37 protein-coding genes are annotated in these 20,540 nt (G+C 71.8%); all 37 read left to right on the top strand.

The features are described 5' to 3' along the window. Positions 1-58 precede the first annotated feature (58 nt). The 37 genes from ACQVFL_RS31665 to ACQVFL_RS31485 all read left to right on the top strand — a co-directional run bounded on the left by ACQVFL_RS31665 (position 59) and on the right by ACQVFL_RS31485 (position 20,539). The gene (locus tag ACQVFL_RS31665; RefSeq protein ID WP_431728238.1) at positions 59-271 is read left to right on the top strand and encodes a helix-turn-helix domain-containing protein; all 213 of its coding nucleotides are present in this window, start codon (positions 59-61) and stop codon (positions 269-271) included. Then, positions 268-561, top strand: a complete 294-nt coding sequence (locus tag ACQVFL_RS31660; protein ID WP_431728239.1) for a hypothetical protein — start codon at positions 268-270, stop codon at positions 559-561. The genes ACQVFL_RS31665 and ACQVFL_RS31660 overlap by 4 nt, the downstream gene beginning before the upstream one ends. Before the next feature lie 98 nt (positions 562-659). After that, positions 660-1,337 carry a GGDEF domain-containing protein gene (locus tag ACQVFL_RS31655; protein WP_431728240.1) on the top strand — a complete coding sequence of 226 codons (678 nt, stop codon included), beginning with the start codon at positions 660-662 and terminating at the stop codon, positions 1,335-1,337. Further along, positions 1,334-2,116, top strand: a complete 783-nt coding sequence (locus ACQVFL_RS31650; RefSeq protein WP_431728241.1) for a hypothetical protein — start codon at positions 1,334-1,336, stop codon at positions 2,114-2,116. Before ACQVFL_RS31655 ends, ACQVFL_RS31650 begins: the two co-directional genes overlap by 4 nt. After that, positions 2,113-2,625, top strand: a complete 513-nt coding sequence (locus ACQVFL_RS31645; RefSeq protein WP_431728242.1) for a hypothetical protein — start codon at positions 2,113-2,115, stop codon at positions 2,623-2,625. The genes ACQVFL_RS31650 and ACQVFL_RS31645 overlap by 4 nt, the downstream gene beginning before the upstream one ends. Then, positions 2,622-2,942, top strand: a complete 321-nt coding sequence (locus ACQVFL_RS31640; protein ID WP_431728243.1) for a hypothetical protein — start codon at positions 2,622-2,624, stop codon at positions 2,940-2,942. The genes ACQVFL_RS31645 and ACQVFL_RS31640 overlap by 4 nt, the downstream gene beginning before the upstream one ends. After that, complete coding sequence (locus ACQVFL_RS31635; protein WP_431728244.1) at positions 2,935-3,174, top strand: hypothetical protein; 240 nt, start codon at positions 2,935-2,937, stop codon at positions 3,172-3,174. Before ACQVFL_RS31640 ends, ACQVFL_RS31635 begins: the two co-directional genes overlap by 8 nt. Positions 3,175-3,177: 3 nt before the next feature. Further along, the gene (locus ACQVFL_RS31630; protein WP_431728245.1) at positions 3,178-3,501 is read left to right on the top strand and encodes a hypothetical protein; all 324 of its coding nucleotides are present in this window, start codon (positions 3,178-3,180) and stop codon (positions 3,499-3,501) included. Continuing rightward, positions 3,494-3,706 carry a hypothetical protein gene (locus tag ACQVFL_RS31625; protein ID WP_431728246.1) on the top strand — a complete coding sequence of 71 codons (213 nt, stop codon included), beginning with the start codon at positions 3,494-3,496 and terminating at the stop codon, positions 3,704-3,706. Before ACQVFL_RS31630 ends, ACQVFL_RS31625 begins: the two co-directional genes overlap by 8 nt. Continuing rightward, a complete protein-coding gene (locus tag ACQVFL_RS31620) occupies positions 3,703-4,770 on the top strand; it encodes a hypothetical protein (protein WP_431729958.1) in 1,068 nt (355 codons plus the stop codon). Before ACQVFL_RS31625 ends, ACQVFL_RS31620 begins: the two co-directional genes overlap by 4 nt. Continuing rightward, complete coding sequence (locus ACQVFL_RS31615; RefSeq protein WP_431729957.1) at positions 4,757-4,972, top strand: hypothetical protein; 216 nt, start codon at positions 4,757-4,759, stop codon at positions 4,970-4,972. Before ACQVFL_RS31620 ends, ACQVFL_RS31615 begins: the two co-directional genes overlap by 14 nt. After that, complete coding sequence (locus tag ACQVFL_RS31610) at positions 4,965-5,147, top strand: hypothetical protein (protein ID WP_431729956.1); 183 nt, start codon at positions 4,965-4,967, stop codon at positions 5,145-5,147. The genes ACQVFL_RS31615 and ACQVFL_RS31610 overlap by 8 nt, the downstream gene beginning before the upstream one ends. A 121-nt stretch (positions 5,148-5,268) precedes the next feature. Further along, entirely contained in the window at positions 5,269-6,180 is a 912-nt protein-coding gene (locus tag ACQVFL_RS31605; RefSeq protein WP_431729955.1) for a hypothetical protein, read from the top strand. A gap of 48 nt (positions 6,181-6,228) precedes the next feature. Next, the gene (locus ACQVFL_RS31600) at positions 6,229-6,663 is read left to right on the top strand and encodes a hypothetical protein (RefSeq protein ID WP_431729954.1); all 435 of its coding nucleotides are present in this window, start codon (positions 6,229-6,231) and stop codon (positions 6,661-6,663) included. Between the two features lie 271 nt (positions 6,664-6,934). Beyond that, complete coding sequence (locus tag ACQVFL_RS31595; RefSeq protein ID WP_431729953.1) at positions 6,935-7,456, top strand: hypothetical protein; 522 nt, start codon at positions 6,935-6,937, stop codon at positions 7,454-7,456. Positions 7,457-7,563: 107 nt separating this feature from the next. Next, positions 7,564-8,634 carry an HNH endonuclease gene (locus ACQVFL_RS31590; protein WP_431729952.1) on the top strand — a complete coding sequence of 357 codons (1,071 nt, stop codon included), beginning with the start codon at positions 7,564-7,566 and terminating at the stop codon, positions 8,632-8,634. Next, positions 8,621-8,833 (top strand): hypothetical protein, encoded by a 213-nt coding sequence (locus ACQVFL_RS31585; protein WP_431729951.1) that lies wholly within the window; start codon positions 8,621-8,623, stop codon positions 8,831-8,833. The genes ACQVFL_RS31590 and ACQVFL_RS31585 overlap by 14 nt, the downstream gene beginning before the upstream one ends. After that, complete coding sequence (locus tag ACQVFL_RS31580) at positions 8,834-9,109, top strand: helix-turn-helix domain-containing protein (RefSeq protein WP_431729950.1); 276 nt, start codon at positions 8,834-8,836, stop codon at positions 9,107-9,109. It begins immediately after the preceding gene. Next, positions 9,106-9,879, top strand: coding sequence for a hypothetical protein (locus ACQVFL_RS31575; protein WP_431729949.1), 774 nt, complete (start codon positions 9,106-9,108; stop codon positions 9,877-9,879). The genes ACQVFL_RS31580 and ACQVFL_RS31575 overlap by 4 nt, the downstream gene beginning before the upstream one ends. A gap of 121 nt (positions 9,880-10,000) precedes the next feature. Continuing rightward, positions 10,001-10,336, top strand: a complete 336-nt coding sequence (locus ACQVFL_RS31570; protein ID WP_431729948.1) for an HNH endonuclease signature motif containing protein — start codon at positions 10,001-10,003, stop codon at positions 10,334-10,336. Next, the gene (locus tag ACQVFL_RS31565) at positions 10,333-10,662 is read left to right on the top strand and encodes a hypothetical protein (RefSeq protein WP_431729947.1); all 330 of its coding nucleotides are present in this window, start codon (positions 10,333-10,335) and stop codon (positions 10,660-10,662) included. Before ACQVFL_RS31570 ends, ACQVFL_RS31565 begins: the two co-directional genes overlap by 4 nt. 57 nt (positions 10,663-10,719) lie before the next feature. Next, positions 10,720-11,202 (top strand): phage terminase small subunit P27 family, encoded by a 483-nt coding sequence (locus ACQVFL_RS31560; RefSeq protein WP_431729946.1) that lies wholly within the window; start codon positions 10,720-10,722, stop codon positions 11,200-11,202. 46 nt (positions 11,203-11,248) lie between these two features. Then, positions 11,249-13,003, top strand: a complete 1,755-nt coding sequence (locus ACQVFL_RS31555) for a terminase large subunit (RefSeq protein ID WP_431729945.1) — start codon at positions 11,249-11,251, stop codon at positions 13,001-13,003. A gap of 14 nt (positions 13,004-13,017) precedes the next feature. Next, positions 13,018-13,272, top strand: a complete 255-nt coding sequence (locus tag ACQVFL_RS31550) for a hypothetical protein (protein WP_431729944.1) — start codon at positions 13,018-13,020, stop codon at positions 13,270-13,272. A gap of 2 nt (positions 13,273-13,274) precedes the next feature. After that, positions 13,275-14,573: a phage portal protein gene (locus ACQVFL_RS31545; protein ID WP_431729943.1), complete on the top strand. Its 1,299-nt coding sequence runs from the start codon at positions 13,275-13,277 to the stop codon at positions 14,571-14,573. After that, positions 14,570-14,713, top strand: a complete 144-nt coding sequence (locus ACQVFL_RS31540; RefSeq protein WP_431729942.1) for a hypothetical protein — start codon at positions 14,570-14,572, stop codon at positions 14,711-14,713. Before ACQVFL_RS31545 ends, ACQVFL_RS31540 begins: the two co-directional genes overlap by 4 nt. Then, positions 14,710-15,399, top strand: coding sequence for a hypothetical protein (locus ACQVFL_RS31535; RefSeq protein ID WP_431729941.1), 690 nt, complete (start codon positions 14,710-14,712; stop codon positions 15,397-15,399). The genes ACQVFL_RS31540 and ACQVFL_RS31535 overlap by 4 nt, the downstream gene beginning before the upstream one ends. Before the next feature lie 75 nt (positions 15,400-15,474). Then, the gene (locus ACQVFL_RS31530; protein ID WP_431729940.1) at positions 15,475-16,719 is read left to right on the top strand and encodes a phage major capsid protein; all 1,245 of its coding nucleotides are present in this window, start codon (positions 15,475-15,477) and stop codon (positions 16,717-16,719) included. Between the two features lie 41 nt (positions 16,720-16,760). Continuing rightward, entirely contained in the window at positions 16,761-17,165 is a 405-nt protein-coding gene (locus ACQVFL_RS31525) for a hypothetical protein (RefSeq protein ID WP_431729939.1), read from the top strand. A 76-nt stretch (positions 17,166-17,241) separates the two neighbouring features. Continuing rightward, on the top strand, positions 17,242-17,637 hold the full coding sequence (locus tag ACQVFL_RS31520) for a DUF7302 family protein (protein ID WP_431729938.1): 396 nt from the start codon (positions 17,242-17,244) through the stop codon (positions 17,635-17,637). Positions 17,638-17,707: 70 nt separating this feature from the next. Then, a complete protein-coding gene (locus ACQVFL_RS31515; protein WP_431729937.1) occupies positions 17,708-18,256 on the top strand; it encodes a hypothetical protein in 549 nt (182 codons plus the stop codon). Beyond that, complete coding sequence (locus ACQVFL_RS31510) at positions 18,253-18,594, top strand: phage head completion protein (protein ID WP_431729969.1); 342 nt, start codon at positions 18,253-18,255, stop codon at positions 18,592-18,594. Before ACQVFL_RS31515 ends, ACQVFL_RS31510 begins: the two co-directional genes overlap by 4 nt. Before the next feature lies 1 nt (position 18,595). Further along, positions 18,596-18,958: a hypothetical protein gene (locus tag ACQVFL_RS31505; RefSeq protein WP_431729968.1), complete on the top strand. Its 363-nt coding sequence runs from the start codon at positions 18,596-18,598 to the stop codon at positions 18,956-18,958. After that, on the top strand, positions 18,955-19,380 hold the full coding sequence (locus ACQVFL_RS31500; RefSeq protein ID WP_431729967.1) for a DUF3168 domain-containing protein: 426 nt from the start codon (positions 18,955-18,957) through the stop codon (positions 19,378-19,380). Before ACQVFL_RS31505 ends, ACQVFL_RS31500 begins: the two co-directional genes overlap by 4 nt. Beyond that, complete coding sequence (locus ACQVFL_RS31495; protein WP_431729966.1) at positions 19,381-19,794, top strand: phage tail tube protein; 414 nt, start codon at positions 19,381-19,383, stop codon at positions 19,792-19,794. A gap of 20 nt (positions 19,795-19,814) precedes the next feature. Next, positions 19,815-20,213, top strand: a complete 399-nt coding sequence (locus ACQVFL_RS31490; protein WP_431729965.1) for a hypothetical protein — start codon at positions 19,815-19,817, stop codon at positions 20,211-20,213. Between the two features lie 17 nt (positions 20,214-20,230). Beyond that, positions 20,231-20,539, top strand: a complete 309-nt coding sequence (locus ACQVFL_RS31485; RefSeq protein ID WP_431729964.1) for a phage tail assembly protein T — start codon at positions 20,231-20,233, stop codon at positions 20,537-20,539. The last annotated feature ends 1 nt before the right edge of the window (position 20,540 follow it).

Below are 20,540 nucleotides of genomic sequence, written 5' to 3'. Positions count from 1 at the left end.
GTAAGTTAGTGTCGGCATCGCACATGACGCAGCAACACGTAGCAGGCTGGAGGGCCGCGTGGGAGAGCAGCACCTGACCGTGGATGAGGTCGCCGACCTGTTGCGGGTTTCCCGCTGGAGCGTCGGCCGCTACATCAAGTCGGGCGCCCTCGAGGCCACCAAGGCGGACGGCCGTAACGGTGCCGTCCGGGTCCGTCTCAGCAGCTACGTGGCGTTCATCGAGGCCCACACCGAGGGCCGCATCGTCACCGCGGAAGAGAGGACGCGATGACCCACGCCCCCGCGAGCCTGCCCAATCTCACCCCGCTCGCCGACGTGGCGAAGCTCCTGGGCATTCCGCCTCGGAGGCTGGTCGACCGGGCACGCGCCCGGCAGTTCAGCCACATCCGGATCGGCAAGGAGCGGTACGTCACCGACCCCCAGTTGGAAGCCCTGTTCGCCACCTTCACGGAGGAGAAGGAAACGCCGCAGGGCGACCGCGACCGGGCCATCCAGGAGACCCGCGACCGACTGGAGCGCCAATCCCGTCGCCGGTCGCCCCGTCAACGCAGCGCCGCTTGATCAACCAAGCCGCGGCGTAGCAAGCGAGCCCCCGACCGCGGACACGGTCGAGGGCTCACGAAAACCGGATCTTGACCCGCCATAGATCGGAGACCCAGATGGCGCAGATCGTACCGGAGGCCCCCACTGTGGGGCAGCCGAAGACCCCGGCGGACCGGGCCCACGCAGTCGCTGCGGCGCCGCTGGTGCGGCGGTCCCAGGTGGCCTCGCTGCGTGCCGAGGTGGCCTCGCTGCGCGCCCAGAACGACCGCCTGCTGGAGCTGCTGCAGGCGGCGGAGCGCCAGGCCCGCCGTGACCCGCTCACCGACCTGCTCAACCGCGCCGGCCTCGACGACGGTTACGCGTTCGCCCAGGGCAGCTGGGAGCTGGCGCTGATCGACCTCGACGGCTTCAAGCAGGTCAACGACACGCACGGGCACGCCGCCGGCGACGCGCTCCTCACTGCGGTGGCCGACAGCCTGCGCGAGTACCCGATCGCGGCCCGCCTGGGTGGCGACGAGTTCGTGGTGGTCGGCCGACTCCTGGGCGGGGTGGCCCGGCACTGGCCGGTGCAGCTGCCCTCCGGCGAGGTCGTCTGCGTGTCCGCCTCGGTCGGCGTGACCCGGGTCGTCATCGGCGACCTGGCCGCCACGCTCCGGCAGGCCGACGCCGCCATGTACCGGGCCAAGAAGGCCGCTCCCGGCTCGCTGCTCTCCTACGACGCCGACCTCGACGACCGTCCCGTCCACCCGCGGCCGCGCGTACGGCTCCGCGACCGAGAGGCGACGACCCGATGACCTACGCCACCAACACCGACGACTGGTTCCGCCGCGACGCGGACGCGAAGATCCCGAGTCTCCCGACCGGCGACTATGACTTCGACCACGCGCTGTCTCAGCTGCGCAACGCGGTCGCTGAGATCGACCAGGACAGCTCAGCCAGTGCGGTCTCCGCCGTCCTGCGGATCCTGCGCGACCGCCGGGGCCTGGCCGCCCAGCTTCTCGCGCAGCGCGAGCCGACCTGCCTGAACTGCGGCGGCGGCAAGAAGTGCCTCGGCTGCGACGACACCCGACCCAGCGCGGAGAAGCTGGCCCCGGGCTGGCGGTTCGTGTCGCCGGTGGGCCGGGAGGAGACCGTCGAGCGCGTCGAGCAGGCCACCGACCACTCGCCGGTGCGGGTGTGGACCGACAAGACCGGCGCCGACTACTCGTGGCTCATCCCGCTCTGGCGCAAGCTCGACGCCGTCGCCCCGCTCCGGCGTTCACCGCAGCAGGGCACGCCGGAGATCCGAATCGTCGAGTACGACTACTCCCGCGACGCACCGATGTACGCCCAGGCCGCCCTCAGCACGACCCGCCGCCCGGACAACGCCGAGAACTGCCTGGCGGAAGCGCGGTACTCCCGCGAGCACGGCTGGAGGGTGGTCCACCGGCCCGACGGCGGCGGCGAGATGGTCGTGATCGACTGCGGCCGCAGCAAGGCCCGGGCGCGCACCGCGCTGCGTCAGGCCGCCCGCCAGCACGCACGCGCCCTCGGCGTGAAGGTCGTCGAGCAGGCCAAGGAGCGTGGCCGGTGACCTACGACCGCACCCCTCCCGGTACGACCGTCCGGCTGGTGATCCCAGAGGCGACGATCGTCGCTCACGGCGACCTGCAGATGCGGATCACCCTGCCGGGCCACCCGGGCGACATCGTGACCCTGCCCCTGCGCGACGGGCGCTTCCAGGACCTGGTCGAGATCCACCCGCACCTGCCCGAGCTGCACCCCGGGCAGACCTGGCGCGGCACCGACGGCACCCTGCTGCACGCCGTCCAGGACCGGCAGGACGCCGGCGACGTCGGCGAGACGCTGCTGGTGTCCGCCGTCAACGGCCTGCACTACACCCGCGAACTGGCGATCGGCACGTTCGGTCCGCTGACCCTGCTCGGCGAGCTGGCCCCGTACGACGAGTGCTGGCTCGCGCCGGCACCCGTCGCTCCGGAGCCGCCGGCACCGGTCCCGCTGTCCCCGGTATCGCCGGCCGTCCCGGCCAGCACCGAGACCACCGCCATCCTGCCCCGCATCCCCGCCGAGGAGGCCCGATGACGACGCCCACCCGACACCCCGACTGGTGCCAGCCGCCGCTCTGCGACGCCGAGGTGCCGACGCTGCCGGCCGCCGGCGGTGTGCACCGCGGCGTGCCGGAGCGCCTGGTCCTCGTCCTGCCGATGGGTGACGCCATCGCGGTCACCGCCCAGATGCAGCTCCCCGGCCACGTTGCCGTCGACGACGTCGACCGCGACGGGCACCTGGCCCTCCAGGTCGCCGGCGGCCCGCTCACCCTGCTACCGCTGGAGCAGGCCCGGCTCGTCGTCGAGCGCCTGGCCCCGCTGCTCGGCCTGACCGTCTCGACCCGTGTCTAAGACGGTCCGCCGCCCCGGCCGGCCCGCCGTCCTGCCGCACCCCTACGTGCAGCAGGACGGCGTGCCGGCGGACCCGTGGACCGGGCTGGCCCCCTGCCGCGACTGCAACAAGCTCGGCGCGGCCGGCGACGTCCAGCACCCCGACACCACGCCGGCCGCCACACGCCCGACCGCCATCGAGGAGGCGGCCCGCGAGCTGGAGGCCCGGATCCTCGGCGAGCGGGAGGAGTAGACCGTGGACGACCTGACGCCTGACCCGGCGACCGTGGCCCAGCTCGACCAGGCCCGCGCCGCGCTGGCCGCGCTCGTCACGGCGGCCGCCGAGCACGCCGACGCCGAGGCATGCCCCCACACCGGTGTCTGCCCCGGCCAGCAGGCCGCCGACGCCATCGCGGCGCTGTCCGCCGACGACCGGGACCGCCTGCTCGGGATCACGATCGCTGTGCTCGCCCAGCTCGGGTACGCCGCGCCGCCGCGCTTCCGGCTCACCCGGGCCGGCTACGCCGCTCTCAACGCCCAGCCGCCCGGACCGTGGCCGTTCGGCGGCCGCCGTGCCTAGTCCTCGGCCGCGCGCCCACACCAGCCTCGGGCTGGAGGTCTGGGCTGTCGGCACCTACGAGGAGATCACCGCGCTGCGCGCCCAGCTCGGCGCCGCCGGCCGCCTGGTTGAGGTCGGCACTCCGCACGTTCTCGCCGGCGCCGACGCCGGGCGTTACCGCCAGTACATCCGCGCCAGTCTCCGTACGAGCGAAGGATCACCATGACCGCCAGTCGCAAGCCCGACCCGGCCGGCCTCCCGGTGTACCGGGTCGGGGAGATCCCCGATCACCTGGCCACCGCGACCATGTTGCGCCGCCTCCGCCGCCGCCAGGCCGAGGGCCAGCAACCGGCAGCGACGCTGTTCTACCACGGCAACAAGCACACCGACCTGTACGAGATCGCCGCGTCGGCGGCGATGCCGGCACTGTCGCCGGGCCGGCAGGCCGCCTGGACCGCCGCGCGGACCTGCGCCCGCTGCCAGACCACGAGACCCAACCCGCTGGCGAACATCGAGAACGGCCGGCGGCTCTGCACCGAGTGCGTAGTCATCGAGCGGACCGCCAAGGTAAGGCCGTCGTGGCTGCGGCTTCGCGCGGCCGCCTCGGCGTGGGCCCGCGAGGTCCTCGCCGACCCCGACACCGTGCTGCTCGCCGCCTACGACCTGAACGGCTGGATGACCGGCCCGCTCCACGTCCACGCGGTCACCCTCGACGGCCAGGTCCTCGTCGACGTCGTCGCCCGCCGCGCGTACCCGTCCGTCGAGGGTGTGATCGGCGGGATCGACCGTGTGGTCGGTGGGACCGACGCGAACCGCCTGGTGCCGGTGCTGACCCCACTGGTCGGGCGCCGCACCATCCACACCATCCGCAGCCACCGCGGCCACTACGCCGGGCACGTCACCCCCTTCGGTCGGCTCTCCGAGCTGACCCGCCACTACTGGCCTGGCCTACACGACCCGTCGATCCGGCAGACCATCGACGACGACTACCACCTGCGGTGGACCGACTGGCATAACCGCACCTGGTACAACCACCCGCACTCCCGCCCCAGCTACGGCCGCTCCGGACTCACGTCCGTCCCCGTCGAAGGCGAAGACGCGGCCGCGCTCACCACCGCCATGCTCGCCGGCCTGCGCCGGATGGCCGCCGACGCCTACCCCGACGGCCCGCCCCGGTGCCCGTGGCTGCCACCGACCGGACTCACCCCGTGCGGCGCCACCCCGGCCCCGCACAGCGGCCTGTGCCCTGACCACACCCCCGCCGAGGAGGCCACCGGTGGACCGGCCTGACGACCTGCCGGTGGTGCCCTGCCGCGACTGCCAGCGTCCGTGCAAGACGCCGGCGTCGAGGGCCCGCCGCGTCGGCGCCGGGTGCTGGCGCAAGCGCCGCGCCGCCGCCCGCCGCCTCGCCGCCACGGCGGCCGCCGCGACTCTCCCCGTCGACCCGCAGGACGGGCCGACCCTGCTCGACCAGGAGGTGACCCATGTCTGACGCACGTCTCGCCCAGGCCCTGCTCACCGAGCGGTACGGCGACCCCTCGGCGGCGGCCGCCGAGCAGATCGCCCCGCCGCCTCCGCCGGCACCGAAGCTGCAGCCCAGCAACAACGTCCGGGAGCACCGTCGGGTGCTGCTGGCGTCCCTGCGGCCGGAACCGAGGGCTGCGTGACCCTGCCCACCTACGACAACGGCGCGGCACCTGGTCAGAGGTGCCGCGCCGCCCGCGATCCCGAAGGACCACATGTGAAACCTCACCGTACCGCACGGCCGCGACACGCTGCAGGTGACCGATGACGGCCCCGACGCGCTGGCACGTCGACGTCTACCAGGACGCCGTCTGGGAGTCGTCCCTGTCTCCCCGGGCGAAGCTGCTCGCCCTGGCGTACGCGCGGCACGTCCGCGACGCCCAGGGCGACCGGACGGCCACCGCCGACCTGGCCTGGCTGACCTACGACCGGGCCATGGCTCAGGCCAGCATCGGCAAGCGGGCCCTGGTGACGTCCACCCTGCAGCAGCTCGTCGACGCGGGCTGGCTGGTGCCCGTCCGGGTGATCGCGCGTCGGCCGACGCTGTACCGGCTGACCATTCCGGCCGCCGCCGCGGCGACGCCGGAGGGAACTACCGACCAGGACCAGCAGGGAACCACCGACAGCGCCGTAGTTCCTCCCAGGGAACTACCGGCATCGGCTGGTAGTTCCCTTCCTGCTCCCGGTAGTTCCCTTTCCGAGGCCGGTAGTTCCCCCGTGGGAACTTCGGTGGTTCCCGCGGGGGAACGCAACTCCTCTGCTCCAGTCACCTCTCCACATCATCAGCAGCGCGGTGGAACCGTCGCCTACGTCGCCGCTCGACTCGGTGTGGATGACGACGAGGCGACCCAGGTGATCGAACAGATCAAGACCGCCGCCCGGCGGCCGCCGAAGTCCCTCGGCGCCTACGTGCGCAGCCTGCCGACCGGCGACCTCGTCGACCACCTGGCCGCGGTCCGCCACCAGGCACGCCCCACCACCCCGCCGGCCGCCGCCGAGCAGTCCGTACCGGCCTGGCGCGCTGACCTCGCCGCCCGCCAGGCACCCCGCCGAGGACCGGGCGCGGCCCTGGCCCGGCGCGTCCTCGCCGGCGAGATCCGGCACACCGATCTACCCGATCCCGACCTGCCCGGCCAGGACCTGGCCGACGTCATCCCCATCCGACCGACCGCGTGAGGCATCGATCATGACCGCCTTTGACCTGCCAAAAAAGGAAGACCAAGGATGAACGACGACATCGTGATCGCGTGCACGAACCTGGCGAACCGGGCTGGCGCCGCTGGGTTCGAGATTGGACACACCGGCGACGACGACGAGCCGGCAGAGGACGCCAAGTGGTACGCCGTCGCCACCTATCAGGGTGCGCGGATCATCTCTGACGGACACCGGTCGCCCACCGCAGCGGCGTTGGGGCTGGCGGAGCGGCTGCTGACCGGGGCGACGTGCCGCTGTACCCAGCCGGTCACTCTTTCCGACGGTCAGCCCGGGTGCCGGTGGCGGCTGGTCGGCCAGCGGTGGGAGCCGAGCTGCGACGCCGCGCCGGTGAGGGTACCCGGCGGCCGCAGAGGCGATATGGCGGCGATTCAGCACGCCATGGCGCAGGTTCCGCCGGGTGGAAACCGGGCGTCCCGGCGAGCGGCGAAACGGCGGCGCCGATGACGCGCCCACGCTGGCGCGGCCGGCCCGCCTGGGAGGCCGACCTGGCCGCCAGACAGGCCAGGTCGCCGCAGGAAGCCACCGAACGGGCCCGCCGCGGCCGCGCCCTCGTCGACGCCGCGCTCGCCGGTGAACCGCTACCCGAGACCGAGCGCACCGAGCCCTCGCCGCCGGCCGGCTACGAGTACGTGTCCTGCGCCGGCTGCTACCGCCCTCATCTTGGCCTGCCCGGATCTCGGTGCGTGGCTTGCCGACCCGCCACAGGAGGAACACCATGACCACCCCCACCACCGACCCGACCACCACCGCGACCGAGCTGGACGACGCCGCCGAGGTCGTCCTCTACGGCCAGGCCCTCGACATCGTCATCGCCGAGCGCGACGCGTACCGCCGGCACTGCGAGGTTCTCGACAAGCGGTTGATCCGCGCGTGGGAGCGAGTGTCGGAGCTGGATAAGGTCGTCACCGAGGCCGACGCCCGAGGCGAGCGCTACCGCCACCAGCTCGACCTCGCCAACACCGAGAGGGCCCGGCTCGCCGAGGAGGTGGCCGTGCTGCGCGCGGCCGTCACCGAGGAGGTGATCGAGCCGGACGCCGTCCTGGTCTGCCGGTCGTGCGGGTGTCACGACCTGCTCGCCTGCCCGGACGGCTGTGTCTGGGCCACCGTCGACGAGCAGATCGCGGCCGGCATCGCGCCGAAGGGCGGTCCGCTGTGCACCGGCTGCCTGGGCCAGCAGGCCGAGGTCCTGGCCGAGCAGCAGCGGCGGCCGTGGTGGAGGCGCTGGCTCGGCCTCTAACTCCAGCTTCGACCAGCGCAACGAGGGCGCGGCCACCCCGAGCGGGGCGGCCGCGCCAGCCGCATTCAGGGGGGACCATTCATGTTGATCTCTAGGTTGATCCACTAATGCCGTACTGGCTGGAGTCCGACACCTTTGCGGACGAGCCGATCTGGGACGCCCTGGCCAATGGCGACGCGAACCTCGTCGACCACCTCCAGGCGGCCTACTGCCGACTCAAGGCGAAGGCATCTCACATCAAGCGGGACGGGTACCTCACCGAGGCGACCGCGGTCCGGTACGCCCGCCGCCGGCGGTGGCTCGACCTGCTCTGCACCCCCGTGCTCGACGAGCAACCCTTGCTACACCGACCGGACGACGACTGCCCGTGCCTCGGCGACTCCTGGACCCAGGGCTACGCCTACAGGATCCACAACTTCCTCCGCCGCAACCCGAGCCGGACGGAGTACGAGCGCAACCAGGCCCAGAAGGCCGACCTGCGCTCCGCACCGCTCAAGGCGACGACCTACGCCCGCGACGGCGGCTGCTGCCGCTACTGCCGCTCCGGACCGCTGTCCGCCAAGGCCGGCAGGGCGAGAGACCGCCGCAAGGTCCTGACGTTCGACCACGTCGACCCGGACCTGCCAGCCGGGCCCGACGGCGCCAACCTGGTGGCCGCCTGCGCCCGCTGCAACGAACACAAGGGCCGCAGGACCCCGTACGAGGCAGACATGGCGCTGCTGCCCCCGCCCATGCCCGAAGAGCGGGCCGCGTGGTCGAACCGCGACCAGGTCCTCAACGACATCCCCGATCACCAACAGATCACCGACGAAACAGCGACAGAACAGCGATCAGACGCTGATCCGAACAGTGATCCGACCGCTGATCGACCACACGACGGCAACGGTGATCCGATCAACGACCCGGCGGGACCAGTGCGTCCGCAGCACGACGACCACCAGCAGGAACAACGCCCCGCAACGGTCGGGGAGGGTGCCGGGGAGGGTCGGGTCGGGCACCGCGCTGATCGGTCTGATCCGGCCCGGCCGGTCACCCAGCCCATCCGGGCTCCGGACGCCCCGGACATCTACCACCGGCGGTCCCGGGCCCCGGCCCCCGCAGACCCCTACGTCTGGCCCCCGGGCGCAGTCCCGGCCACTCCCGCCCCGCCTCTGGAGGATCCCCATGGCGCACCCTGACCCGCACACCGCCGCCCGCAACGCTCTTGTCCAACTCCAGACCTGGGCGGCCGGGGTCGCATCCGAAACCCTCTCGCCGATGGCCGCCCGGGAGATCCGCGACGCCATGCCCGACCTGGCTGATTTCGCCCGGACCGCCGCGCTGGTGTCGATCGCCGAGTCGCTGCACACCATCGCCACCCGGACGGAGGAGGAGTAGATGTCGTGGCACGCTGACCCGGATCTCGGGTCCTTCGCCTACCGCCACCCACGCCGCTTCGCCACCGTCATTCCGGGACCGCCCCCGGGCCGGCCCGACGGGACCCGGCTGCGCCAGTGGCGCCGAGAGTCGCGGATGACCCAGCGCGAGCTCGCCGGCCGCGTCGGCGCGCAACGCGGCGACGTCGGCCGCTGGGAGCGCGGCGAGACGCCGGTCCCGGCCCGGGTCCTCACCCTCCTCGGCCTGGCCACCCAGATCAGGCAGGCTGCGAAGTGACACCGTCGCGCCGCCGGCTGCTGCTCGTCGACGACATCCGCGCCTACGCCGCCCAGCTCGCGGACTCCTACCGCGCGACCGAAACCGTCTACCGGAAGACGAGGAACGGCCGGACCAAGCTCGTCGGCGTGCACACCGAGACCCACGACGGGCTCCTGGTGCAGCTCGCCGAGGTCGCGGTGCACGGCGTCACGTCGTCGACCGACAACCCGGGCGCCCGGCCCGTGCCGCAGTCCAAACCACCTGGCCACTGGGAGGCGATCGGCCGGGGTGCCGCGATCGCCGCCGAGGCGGCCCGGTGGTGCTGGGATCTCGAACTGCCGCTGCGCGACACCACCCAGGGCAACATCCGCCAGCTGGCCGGCGCGGCCGGCGAGCCTCGGATCGTCGACGACGACCAGGCCGCCGCGCTGTGCCGATCGCTGCGCCTCTGGCGAGCCCAGGCCCAGGCCCTGATCGGCTGGACCAGCGAGGCCTATCGGCCACGCGCCACCTGCCCGATCCTGACCTGCGGCAAGCCCGGCACCCTACGCGTCAACCTGGCCCGCAAATCGGCGTTCTGCACCGAGTGCCTGTCGGTGTGGGACGACGTCGACGGCAGCATCACCGTCCTGGCCGAGTGGATCAGTGCCCAGACCGACGCCCGAGTCGTAACCGCCGAGCGGATCCGGTCCGGGCACTCCGGCCACGGTGGAGCCTGGCTACCTGATCATCCGAACGGCCAGATCCATGGCTCGGGGTTTGCAGGAATGTCCGAATCCGGGGCATGATCGCGGTGCAGGAGTCTGCCCTGCACCACGATCTACCCTGCCAGTCACCCGGGATCGGCTCCGGGACCGAGCGCCCCGCGCCACCAGTGCGGGGCGCTCGGTGCATCCCTGGGGGTGGACGATGCCTACCCGTGCCCCACGCCGCTGCACCCGCCCGGGCTGCCCGGGAGGGGGGGCCTGCAGCCGGCACCAGCGGCCCCGGCCTACCCGGCAGGAGCTGGGCTACGACGAGGACTGGCTACGGATCTCGGCCGCGTACCTGGCCGATCACCCCTGGTGCCAGGGCTGCAAGAAGCGCAGCGCGAAGCACACCGACCACATCGACGGGGACACCAGCAACGTCGAGGAGTGGAACCTGCAGGCGCTGTGCCGCCGGTGCCACGGCAAGAAGACGGTGCAGCACGACGGTGGGTTCGGTCGTCCGCGTACCCCGAGACCAGGAGAAGAGATCGAGTGAGCGACCTGCATCTGCACATGAGTGACGGCCTGGTCGTGCGGCCCGGCGACACGCTGGTGGTGGCGCTGCCGTCGATGCCGACGCCCCTCGCCGTTCAGGAGATGGTCAGCAAGCTGGAGGAGGCACTGCCCGACATCAACATCGTGCTGGTCGGCGGCGGATCGGCTCTGGCCGCGTACCGGCCGCACGAGGTAGAGTGCTCGACCATCACCACCGACGCCGAGCACGGCGCGGACCCTGGCCACGGCGCCGCCGACCACCCGTCGAAGAACGGGGAGGGGCGGGTCGAATCCTTGCAGGTCAGGGGGGCCGAAACGCCGCGGTAGAGGGGCTCTCTCGCTGACGAGTTTTCGCACTTGCCGTATCCGAGGGAGGTGTCCACTGTGGGCAAACGCGGTCCGCACCCGGCGCCGACGGCGCTCAAGCTGGTGCGTGGGACCCGGTCTGACCGGGTCAACACCGACGAGCCGGTGCCGTCGACGACGGAAATCGAGCCCCCGGAGTGGCTCATCCAGGCTGCGCTGGACGTCTGGACGGAGTACGCCCCGGACCTGATCCGCAAGGGCGTGCTGACGGCCTGGGACGTCGAGACCTTCGGGATCGTCTGCGACGCGGCCGCCCGCCGGCGCAAGGCGGCCGCCGCCCTGGCCGAGGAGGGCGAGGTCGTCGAGCTGCCCGTGTTCGACAAGAACGGCAAGCAGACCGGGCACCGGGTCACCCGGAACCCGTGGACGGTCATCCTGGGCCAGGCCGACCGGCAGCTGCAGACCTGGGCGGCCCGCTTCGGGCTGACGCCGTCGGACCGGGCGCAGCTGACGGGTGGAGATGGTCGACGTGACCCCGCCGAGGACCTCCTCACGGGCTGAGTCGCCACCGCGGCGGCCGGCGCGGCCGCGGGCCCGTGCCGGCCGGGTGCCGGGCGACTGGATCCCGGATCACCACCGGCGGTGGCGGCCGCGAGACCGCAAGGGACCGACCTGCGGGTACACCTTCCGCGACAAGACCTGTGTCCGGCGGGGCGCGCACTACTGCGAGCCCCGCGCCGACCGGGCAGTGGCGTTCCCCGCCGAATTGTTGCGGCACATCAAGGGCCCGTACCGGCGTCGGGCGTTCGTGCTGCGGGACTGGCAAGAGCACGAGATCGTGAGGCCCTTGTTCGGGGAGGTCCTCTGGTCGGTCGAGTGGCAGCGGTACGTCCGCCGCTACCGTCGGGCGCACATCGTGATGGGCAGAAAGAACGGGAAGTCGGAGATCGCGGCTGCCATCCAGCTGCTGCTGTTCGTCGGCGACGACGAGGAAGCCGCGGAGTGCTACAACGCTGCGGCGGACACGAAGCAGGCGGAGAAGGTATTCGGGCCGGCCCTGAGAATGGTGCAGCTCAGCCCAGTCCTGAGCCGGCGGTTGAAGTACTACAAGAACGAGCGCCGCCTGGTCGACGAGCGCTCCGGCAGCATCTACGAGGTCATCACCGCCGACGCCAAGGGCGAGCTGGGCCACAACCCGCACTCGTTCAACCTGGACGAGGTCCTGAGCCAGCCCGACGGCAGCCTCTGGGAAGCGATGGACACCGCCGATGGTGCCCGGGAGCAGGAGCTGCTCTTCACCACGACCACCGAGACCGACGAACCCTTGAGCTTCGGCGCGCAGATGATCGACGAGGCCGAGCGGATCATGGAGGACCCGACTCGGGCCCCGCACGTCTTCGCGTTCGTCCGCAAGTTGCCCAGGACGCGCGAGGAGTTGGAGCGGATCCGCCGCGCGCACCCGGGCCACCCGCACCTGCCGGTGTCGACGGACATCTACGACGAGCGGAACTGGCGCTGGGCGAATCCGGCGTTGGATCAGTTCAAGTCGCGTGAGGCGCTGCGGCGGCACGCCCTGGCCGCCAAGACCAACGCGGCCCGGGAGAAGGCGTTCCGCCAGTTCCAGATGAACCAGCGGGTTCAGGCGCTCTACCGGTACGTGTCGATGGACCTGTGGGACGCCAACTGCGGCGAGCTGGCCCTCAACCCGGACTGGCTGCTGCCCAAGCAGGAAGGCGTGCGCTGCTGGGGCGGTCTGGACCTGTCGTCCAAGCTCGACCTCACCGCGTGGTGTCTGCTCTTCGAGAACGGCATGGTGCGGTGGCGGTTCTGGGTCCCCGAGGCGGTAGTGCCCGAGCTGTCGGCCGGCACCGACGGCGCGTTCGCCCGGTGGGTGGACGAGGGCTGGGTGACCGCCACCGACGGCAACACGATCGACTACCAGTCGATCTACTCGGGGATCGAGCAGGACCACGACTGGTTCCGGATCGTCGACGTCACCTACGACCGGTGGTCCGGTGAGCCGGTGCGGCAGGAGATCGTCGACCGGACCGGCCTGGAGCTGATCGAGTCCGGCACGACCTTCGAGCGGATGACCGGCCCGATGACGGAGTTCTCCCGGGCCCTGGCCGCCGAGGAGTACGCCCACGGCGGTAACCCGGTCGCCCGGTGGATGGCCGAGCATCTCAAGGCCAAGAGCCCCACGGACGATCCGGATCGGGTCCGGCCGGTGAAGCCGGACCGGGCCAAGGAGCACGTCCGGATCGACGGGATGCCGGCGCTGTTCTTCGCGATCGATGGCCGGATGCGAGTCGGTGACGGCGACTCGGTCTACGACTACCGCGGCCTGTCCACCGTCGGCTGAGAGGAGAGTCCATCGTGACGACCGAGGAAACCCCCGCCCCGGGCGGGCTGGTGGCCACCGCGGCCCGCTCGGCGGGCAGCCGCGTCGACCGGGTCGACGTGGTGGTGCTGGCGGGGCTGCTGCTGCTGGGCGCTGGCCTGTGGCTGTGGTGGTCGGTCGGTGTGGCGCTGACCGTGGTCGGGGTGCTGGTCCTGGTCGTCGGGGTCCTCGGCGCCACGGCCAAACCCGCTACCGGCGGCGGTGCGGAGCGTCGGCAGGTCGGGGCCTGACCATGGGCTTCCTGCGCTCGGTGCTGTCACAGCGGGCGAGCGCCGGCGGATCGTCGGGGCTGGCCACCCCCGAGAAGTGGGTGGAGGACTGGTTCACCGGCGGCGGATCGGCTTCGGGGACGTGGGTGTCGGAGGACACCGCGATGCACTACAGCCCGTTCTTCGCCGCGGTGAACGCGATCGCCACCGACGTCGGGAAGTTGCCGCTGCCGCTGTATGAGCGCCTGGAGAAGGGCAAGCGCAAGGCTCGGGACCACCGTGTCTACCAGGTGCTGCACGACCAGCCCAACGAGCTGATGGCGCCGATGGCGCTCAAGCGCACGGTGCAGGGCCACGCGCTGACCTGGGGCACCGGGTACGCGCATGTGCTGCGTGACGGCCGGGGTCAGGTCACCGAGGTGTGGCCGATCCGTCCGGACCGCATCACCCCCGAGGTCAAGCGGCTCGGTCCGGGCAAGATGTCGGTCACCTACCGGTACATCGACGACGTCAACGGCATCTACACGAGGTTGTGGCCGGACGAGGTGCTGCCGATCGGTGGGCTCGGCTTCGACGGGATCCGCGGCTACAGCGTGGTGCAGCTGGCCCGCCGATCGATCGGGTTGGGGCTGGCCACCGAGCAGTTCGGCACCCAGTTCTTCCACAACGGCGCCCGCCCGGGTGGTGTCCTCAAGACGGCCAAGAAGCTGTCCCCGGAGGGCCACACGAGGCTCCAGGCCGACTGGGACAACTTGCATCGCGGGTTGGATCGTGCGCAGCGGGTGGCGATCCTCGAGGAGGGCCTGGAGTGGCAGGACATCGGTATTCCGCCGGAGGACGCCCAGTTCCTTGAGACGAGGAAACTCCAGGTCAACGAGATGTGCCGGTGGCTGCGGCTGCCTCCGCACAAGATCGGTGACCTGGAACGGGCCACGTTCTCCAACATCGAGTGGCAGTCGTTGGAGTACCTCCAGGACACGCTGCTCGGGTGGCTGACGACCTGGGAGCAGTACGTCAACCTGCGGCTGCTCACCTCGCGGGAGCGGCCCCGCTACTTCGCCGAGCACATCGTCGACGCCATCACCCGCGGCGACCTCAAGACCCGGTACGAGGCGTACGCGATCGGCCGTAACTGGGGCTGGCTCTCCGGCGACGACATCCGCGAGAAGGAGAACGAGAACCCGCTGCCCGAGGGCAAGGGCACGACGTACCTGGTGCCGCTGAACATGCAGCCGGCGCCGGCGCCGGGCGAAGCGCCGCAGCCCGGCCGGGCCTGCCCGGTGCACCCGGGCTGCACCTGCAACCAGACGGAGCACGCATGAGCAACGACGACGAGCGCCGGCGGCGCGATGAGGACCAGGACGACGACGGCGGCCGCCGTGGGCAGGCCCGGCCGCCGGCGGACCGACAGCAGCCCGGCGTGCCCCGCGACCGCCAGGCCCGATCGGAGGTGAACCGTTGAGCCAGAAGCGCATGGCGTTCCACCGGGCGTTCATGGTCCGCGACACGGCGGCCGACCCCGACAAGCCGTTGCGGTTCGTCGGGGCGACGGAGGGCGAGAAGGGCGACGGCATCGCGTTGCGGATGGACGGTGCCCGTCTCGACCGCTACCAGGCCAATCCCGTGTTCGGGTACGGCCACCGCTACTACGGCCGCGACAGCTTGCCGATCGGCCGGTCGATCAAGACCGAGGTCGACGACAAGAAGCGGCTCATGTTCGACATCGAGTTCGATCGTGAGGACGACTTCGCGGTCACGGTCGAGGGCAAGTACCGCCGCCGCTACATGAACGCCGTGTCGATCGGGTTCGGCGTCGTCGAGTGGGAAGACCCGAAGACCCAGGACTACTGGCGTGGTGGCGTGGCCGTCGACTGGGAGCTGTACGAGCTCAGCGCGGTGCCGTTGCCGATGGACGCCAACGCCGTGGTCGAGTCCGGCCGCGCCCGTGGTCTGGACGTCGACGACGAGTTGCTGCAGTCCGTGCGCGGTCTGCTGGACCGCCTCGACGGTGAGTCGATCGGCGCGCTGCGGCAGCTGCTCGACCGCGCCGGCCAGCCCACCCCGCCGCCGGCGCCGCCGGCCGGTGAGCCCGGTGGTCGCAGCCTCGCCAACGCTCGCCGCCGGCTGCAGCTCGCCGGCGCGCGATAGACCCCGGGGCCCGGCGGCCCCGGCTTCCTACCCGCCCCTGCCGGGCGGCTCACCACCACAACGAAAGGACACGGCGTGGACATCAACGCCAAGCGGCAGGAGCGCGCGGGCCTGGCCAAGCAGGCCCGCGACATCCTCGACGCCGCCGAGGCCGACGGCGGACGGAACCTGACCGCTGAGGAAGACACGAAGTTCGACCGGCTCATGGGCGAGGTCGACGGCTGCGACGCGCAGATCGCCCGGGAGGAGAAGCTGCGCGCGAAGGAGCGCCGTATCGACGCCGACCCGGACGACCAGCCGCGTCGCGGCGAGGACCGCGACGGTGGCGAGCGCAACGGCCCGGACCGTGGCGGCGACGAGGCCATGGCCGCGTTCCGGCAGTTCCTGCTCGGCGGGAGGGCATCGCTGTCTCCGGAGCAGGAGCGCACCCTGGTCGCCGGCTCGGATCCGGAGGGCGGCTTCCTGGTCGCTCCGCAGGCCTTCGTGTCCGAGCTGATCAAGCAGGTCGACGACGACGTGCCGCTGCGGGGGCTGGCCACGGTGCACCAGCTCACCGAGGCCGCGTCGCTGGGCGTGCCGACGCTGGACACCGACGTCGACGACGCGGAGTGGACCTCCGAGGTCCGTACCGGCAGCCAGGACGACGCGCTGCGGTTCGGGAAGCGGGAGTTGGTGCCGAACCCGCTCGCCAAGCGAGCCAAGATCAGCCGCCGCCTGCTGCGGCTGACCGCGAACCGGGCCGAGACCCTGGTGCGCGAGCGCCTGGCCTACAAGTTCGGCGTGTCCCAGGAGAAGGCCTACATGGTGGGCGATGGCAACAAGAAGCCCCTCGGGGTGTTCGTCGCCAGTTCGCAGGGCATCTCCACCGGCCGGGACGTCCCGATCGGTGCCAGCGGCGCGATCCCCCTGACCGTCGCGACGGCCGACCAGCTGATCGACGCGAAGTACACGCTCAAGGCCGCGTACTGGCGCAACGCCCGGTGGCTGTACCACCGGGACCTGATCAAGACGATCCGCAAGCTCAAGACCACCGACGGGTTCTACGTGTGGAAGGCGGGTCTGACCGACCAGCCGGACACGATCCTCGAAATCCCGTACGTGGTCAGCGAGTTCGCGCCGAACACGATCTCGGGCAACCAGTACGTCGGCGCGATCGCGGACTTCAAGCACTACCACATCGCCGAGGCGCTGAACCTGGAGATCCAGCGCCTGGTGGAGCTGTACGCCGAGCAGAACCAGGTCGGTTTCATCGGCCGTCAGGAACTGGACGGCATGCCCGTGCTCGAGGAAGCGTTCGTCCGCCTCAAGGTCGCCAACTGACCCCCGGCCCGTAGACGGCTCACGAGCAGAAAGGCAAGAGCATGAGGAGCGACCTGATCACCCACCTGGCGCCGGCGCAGTCGCTGCGCCCGGCCAGCCAGGCAGACCCGTCGGTGCCGGTCAACGGCATCAGCGTGGACCTGGCGAACTACGACTCGGCGGTGGTGCTCGTCGACGCCGGCACGATCAGCGGCGCCGGCGCGTCGCTGACGGTCCAGGTGCAGCACTCCGACGACAACAGCACCTGGACGGCCGTCCCGGACGACGAGCTCGACGGCGTCGAGCCGGTCATCACCTCGGCCAACCACCAGCAGATCCACAAGATCGGCTACCGGGGCATCAAGCGGTACCTGCGGGTGGCGCTCACCGCGAAGGCCGGCACCACCCCGACCCTGCTCGTCGGCGCGACCGTCGTGCGCGGCAAGGGACGTCGGTACCCGGCCTGACCTCACGCCCACCCGTCGACCGCGGGCCCCGACCGAACGCCGGCCGGGGCCCGCCCGCGTGAAAGGACCCGCAGCCGTGCGGATCGAGATGAAGACGCTCTACGCGACCCCCGACCGGTCGATCGCCGCCGGGACCACCGCGAACCTGCCCGACGACGAAGCCCAGGAGCTGATCGACAAGGGCTTCGCCATCCCCGTCGACGACGAGACGTCGCCGCGGCGTGCCACGGCCGGCAAGACCAAGACCAGCCCACCGGCCACGCACGGCGACGGCGACGAGGTACCCGACGCCTCGGTGGCCAAGGTGACCGAGTGGGTGGGCGACGACCGCGACCGGGCGGCCCAGGCGCTCAAGGCCGAGCAGGAACGCCGCGGCGACCGCGCCCGGGCCAGCCTGGTCGACCACCTCACCAAGATGCTCCACGCCGACCCGGGCGACCCGGGCGACCCGGACGGCGACGAGCAGCAGTAGGGAAGCCGGCCCGGGCGCGCAGGCGGAGCGCCCGGGCCACCCCCACCCATTCGACCTCTGGGAGGTGCCCGTGTACGCGACCCTGGCCGAGCTGCGCAACCGACTCGCGGCCCTCGGCGACGACGACACCGACGAGGCGCTGACCGAGCTGCTGGAGGACGCCTCCATGGTGATCGACGACGAGGTCGGCCAGCCGCTCACGCTGGAGGAGACCACGGTCACCCTCGACGGCACCGGCGCCGAGTCGCTGATCCTGCCGCGCTGGCCGGTCACCGCCGTCGCCGCGGTGGTCGAGGTCGACCTGGACGGCACCGAACGGCCGCTGGAGCACGGGGTGGACTACACCTGGTCGCGTTCCGGGGTGCTGACCCGGCTGCGGCGGTGCTGGCCGTGCCACGACCAGGCGGTGCGCGTCACCCTCACCGCCGGGTACGCCGAGGAGGACCTGGCCCGCCGGGTGCGCCGATTCTGTTTGCGGCTGGCGATCGCCGGCCGCCGCAACCCGGCCGGCGCCGACAGCGAGGACATCGGCGACACCCGGGTCCGATGGCACACGCCCGGCATGGAGCTGACCACCGGCGAGAAGCGGGTGCTCGCCCGGTACGCGACCCGCCCATGATCGGCCACACCCTCAACACGCTGCTGGAGGTGTGGCGGCCGGTGCCGACGTCGGACGGCGCCGGCGGCCGGACCGTGGCCCGGACCCTGGTCCGTACCGTCCGGGCCCGGATCTCCCAGCCGCGCGCCGGCGAGCAGGTCGAGGCCGACCAGGCCGGGGCCCGCCACGACGCGTGGATCTACCTGCTGCCGCGTGAGGACGTCCGCCGCGGCGACGAGCTGCGGCCGCCCGGCGGCACCGCCACCTCCCGCCCGTACTGGCGGGTGATGTCGACGGTCCGGCCGTCCGTGCCGGTGTACCTGCGCGCGGCCGCCGAGCGCATCGAGCAGGAGGCCTGACGTGTCGAAGGTGCGGATCGAGGGCATGGGCGCGCTGCGCCGCGCGCTGCGGCGCCTGCCGGCCGACGTCGAGTCCGAGGCCCTCAAGGGGATGCGGGACACCGCCGAGGACGTCCGTGAGGACTGGTACACCGCCGCGGCGTACGACACCGGCGCCGGCCGTGAGGGCATCGAGATCCGCGAGGACCGCAAGCAGGCCGCCGTCGAGGTCGGCATCTTCGACCCGAAGCTGTACTACATGGTGTTCCCCGAGGAGGGCACCAAGAGCCAGGTCGCGCAGCCGGCGCTCGCCGAGGCGATCGCCCGGGCCGAGAAGCGCCTCGCCGGCGACGTCGCCCGCCGGATCAGCAAGAGGTACCGGTGACCGGCCCGGCCCGCCTGGTCGCCGGACCGCTGCAGGTCGCCCTCTACGCCGCGCTGCGCGCCGATCCCCGGGTCACCGAGCTGCTCGCCGAGCGGGTCTACGACCACGTCCCCGAGCCGGCCCAGTACCCGTACCTCGTCATCGGTGAAGCGCTCGAGGAACCCGACAACACCCACGACACGGTCGGCCGGCAGGCCGACATCACGCTGCACCTCTGGGACATGGTCGACGGCTACCTGCGCCCCACCGAGGTCGTCGACGCGCTCGTGCAGCTGCTCGACCACCAGCGCGACGCCCTGACCATCACCGGCCACCAGGTGGTCAGCATCCGGTTCCGCAACGCGCGCACGCTGCGCACCCCCGATCCGCGCATCCGACACGTCCCGGTCACGTTCCGGGTCAACACCCAGCAGGAGGCATAGATGGCCGGCATCGACGGCTTCGGTACCCAGCTCCAGCGCGGCGACGGCGCCGAGCCGGAGGTCTTCACCGCGATCGCCAACGCGACCAACATCGGCGGTCCCGGGCTGTCCCGGGAGACCCTTGACGTCACCGCCCACGACTCCCCGGACGCCTGGATGGAGCACCTGGGCTCCCTCAAGGACGGCGGGGAGCTGTCCGTCGACGTCAACTACGACCCGGACAAGCACGACGTCCTGGTCGACGACCTCGACGACGACGAGCCGCGTGCCTACAAGCTGGTGTTTCCCACCAGCCCGGCCATCACCTGGGGCATCAAGGCGATCCTGACCGGCTTCGAGCCGTCCGCGCCGTACGACGACAAGCTCACCGCGTCCCTGACCTTCAAGGTCAGCGGCAAGCCCACCCTTACCTGAATCCGGAGGTCACAACCGCCATGACCACCCTGCTCACCCGCGACCAGATCCTGGCCGTCGACGACTCCTGCTCGGAGGACGTCGAGGTGCCCGAATGGGGCGGCACCGTCCGCGTCAAGGGCATGACCGGCGCCGAGCGCGACAAGTTCGAGGCCGCCAGCATCAAGGGCAAGGGCAAGAACCGCGACGTCAACCTGGCCAACCTGCGGGCCCGCCTGGTCGCCGCGTCGGTCGTCGACGAGGACGGCCAGCCGTTGTTCAAGCCGTACGACGTCGAGGCCCTCGGCCGCAAGAGCGCGGCCGCGCTCGGCCGGGTGTACGACGTCGCGCAGCGCCTCGCCGGGCTCAGCGACGAGGACGTCGACGAGCTGACCGAGGATTTTCAAGAAGGCCCGAGCGAGCCTTCTACTTCCGGCTGACCGCGCATCTCGGCGGCATGACCGTCGCCGAGATGCTGTCGCGGATCTCGTCCCGGGAGCTGACCGAGTGGCACGTCTACGAGCAGCTGTACGGGCCGCTCGGCGGCGAGCGCGATGACCGCCTGGCGGCGCTGATCGCGCACACGGTGGCCAACGCCAACCGGCACCGTCGGGCGCCGTACCCGTACGACGACTTCCTCCTGACGTGGGGCGCCGGCCGGCAGCGGCGTGAGCAGTCCACCGAGGAGATGCTCGCCATCGTCGTCGGACTCAACAAGGCGATGGGCGGCACCGACCTACGGCCCGCTGCCGCTGAGCAGGGATAAC

Origin of the sequence: Verrucosispora sp. TAA-831 (assembly GCF_050780145.1) — a bacterium.
In the GTDB taxonomy this organism is placed as follows: domain Bacteria; phylum Actinomycetota; class Actinomycetes; order Mycobacteriales; family Micromonosporaceae; genus Micromonospora.
The sequence above is the reverse complement of the archived record's forward strand: the minus strand, read 5'-3'. Positions and strand labels throughout refer to the sequence as shown.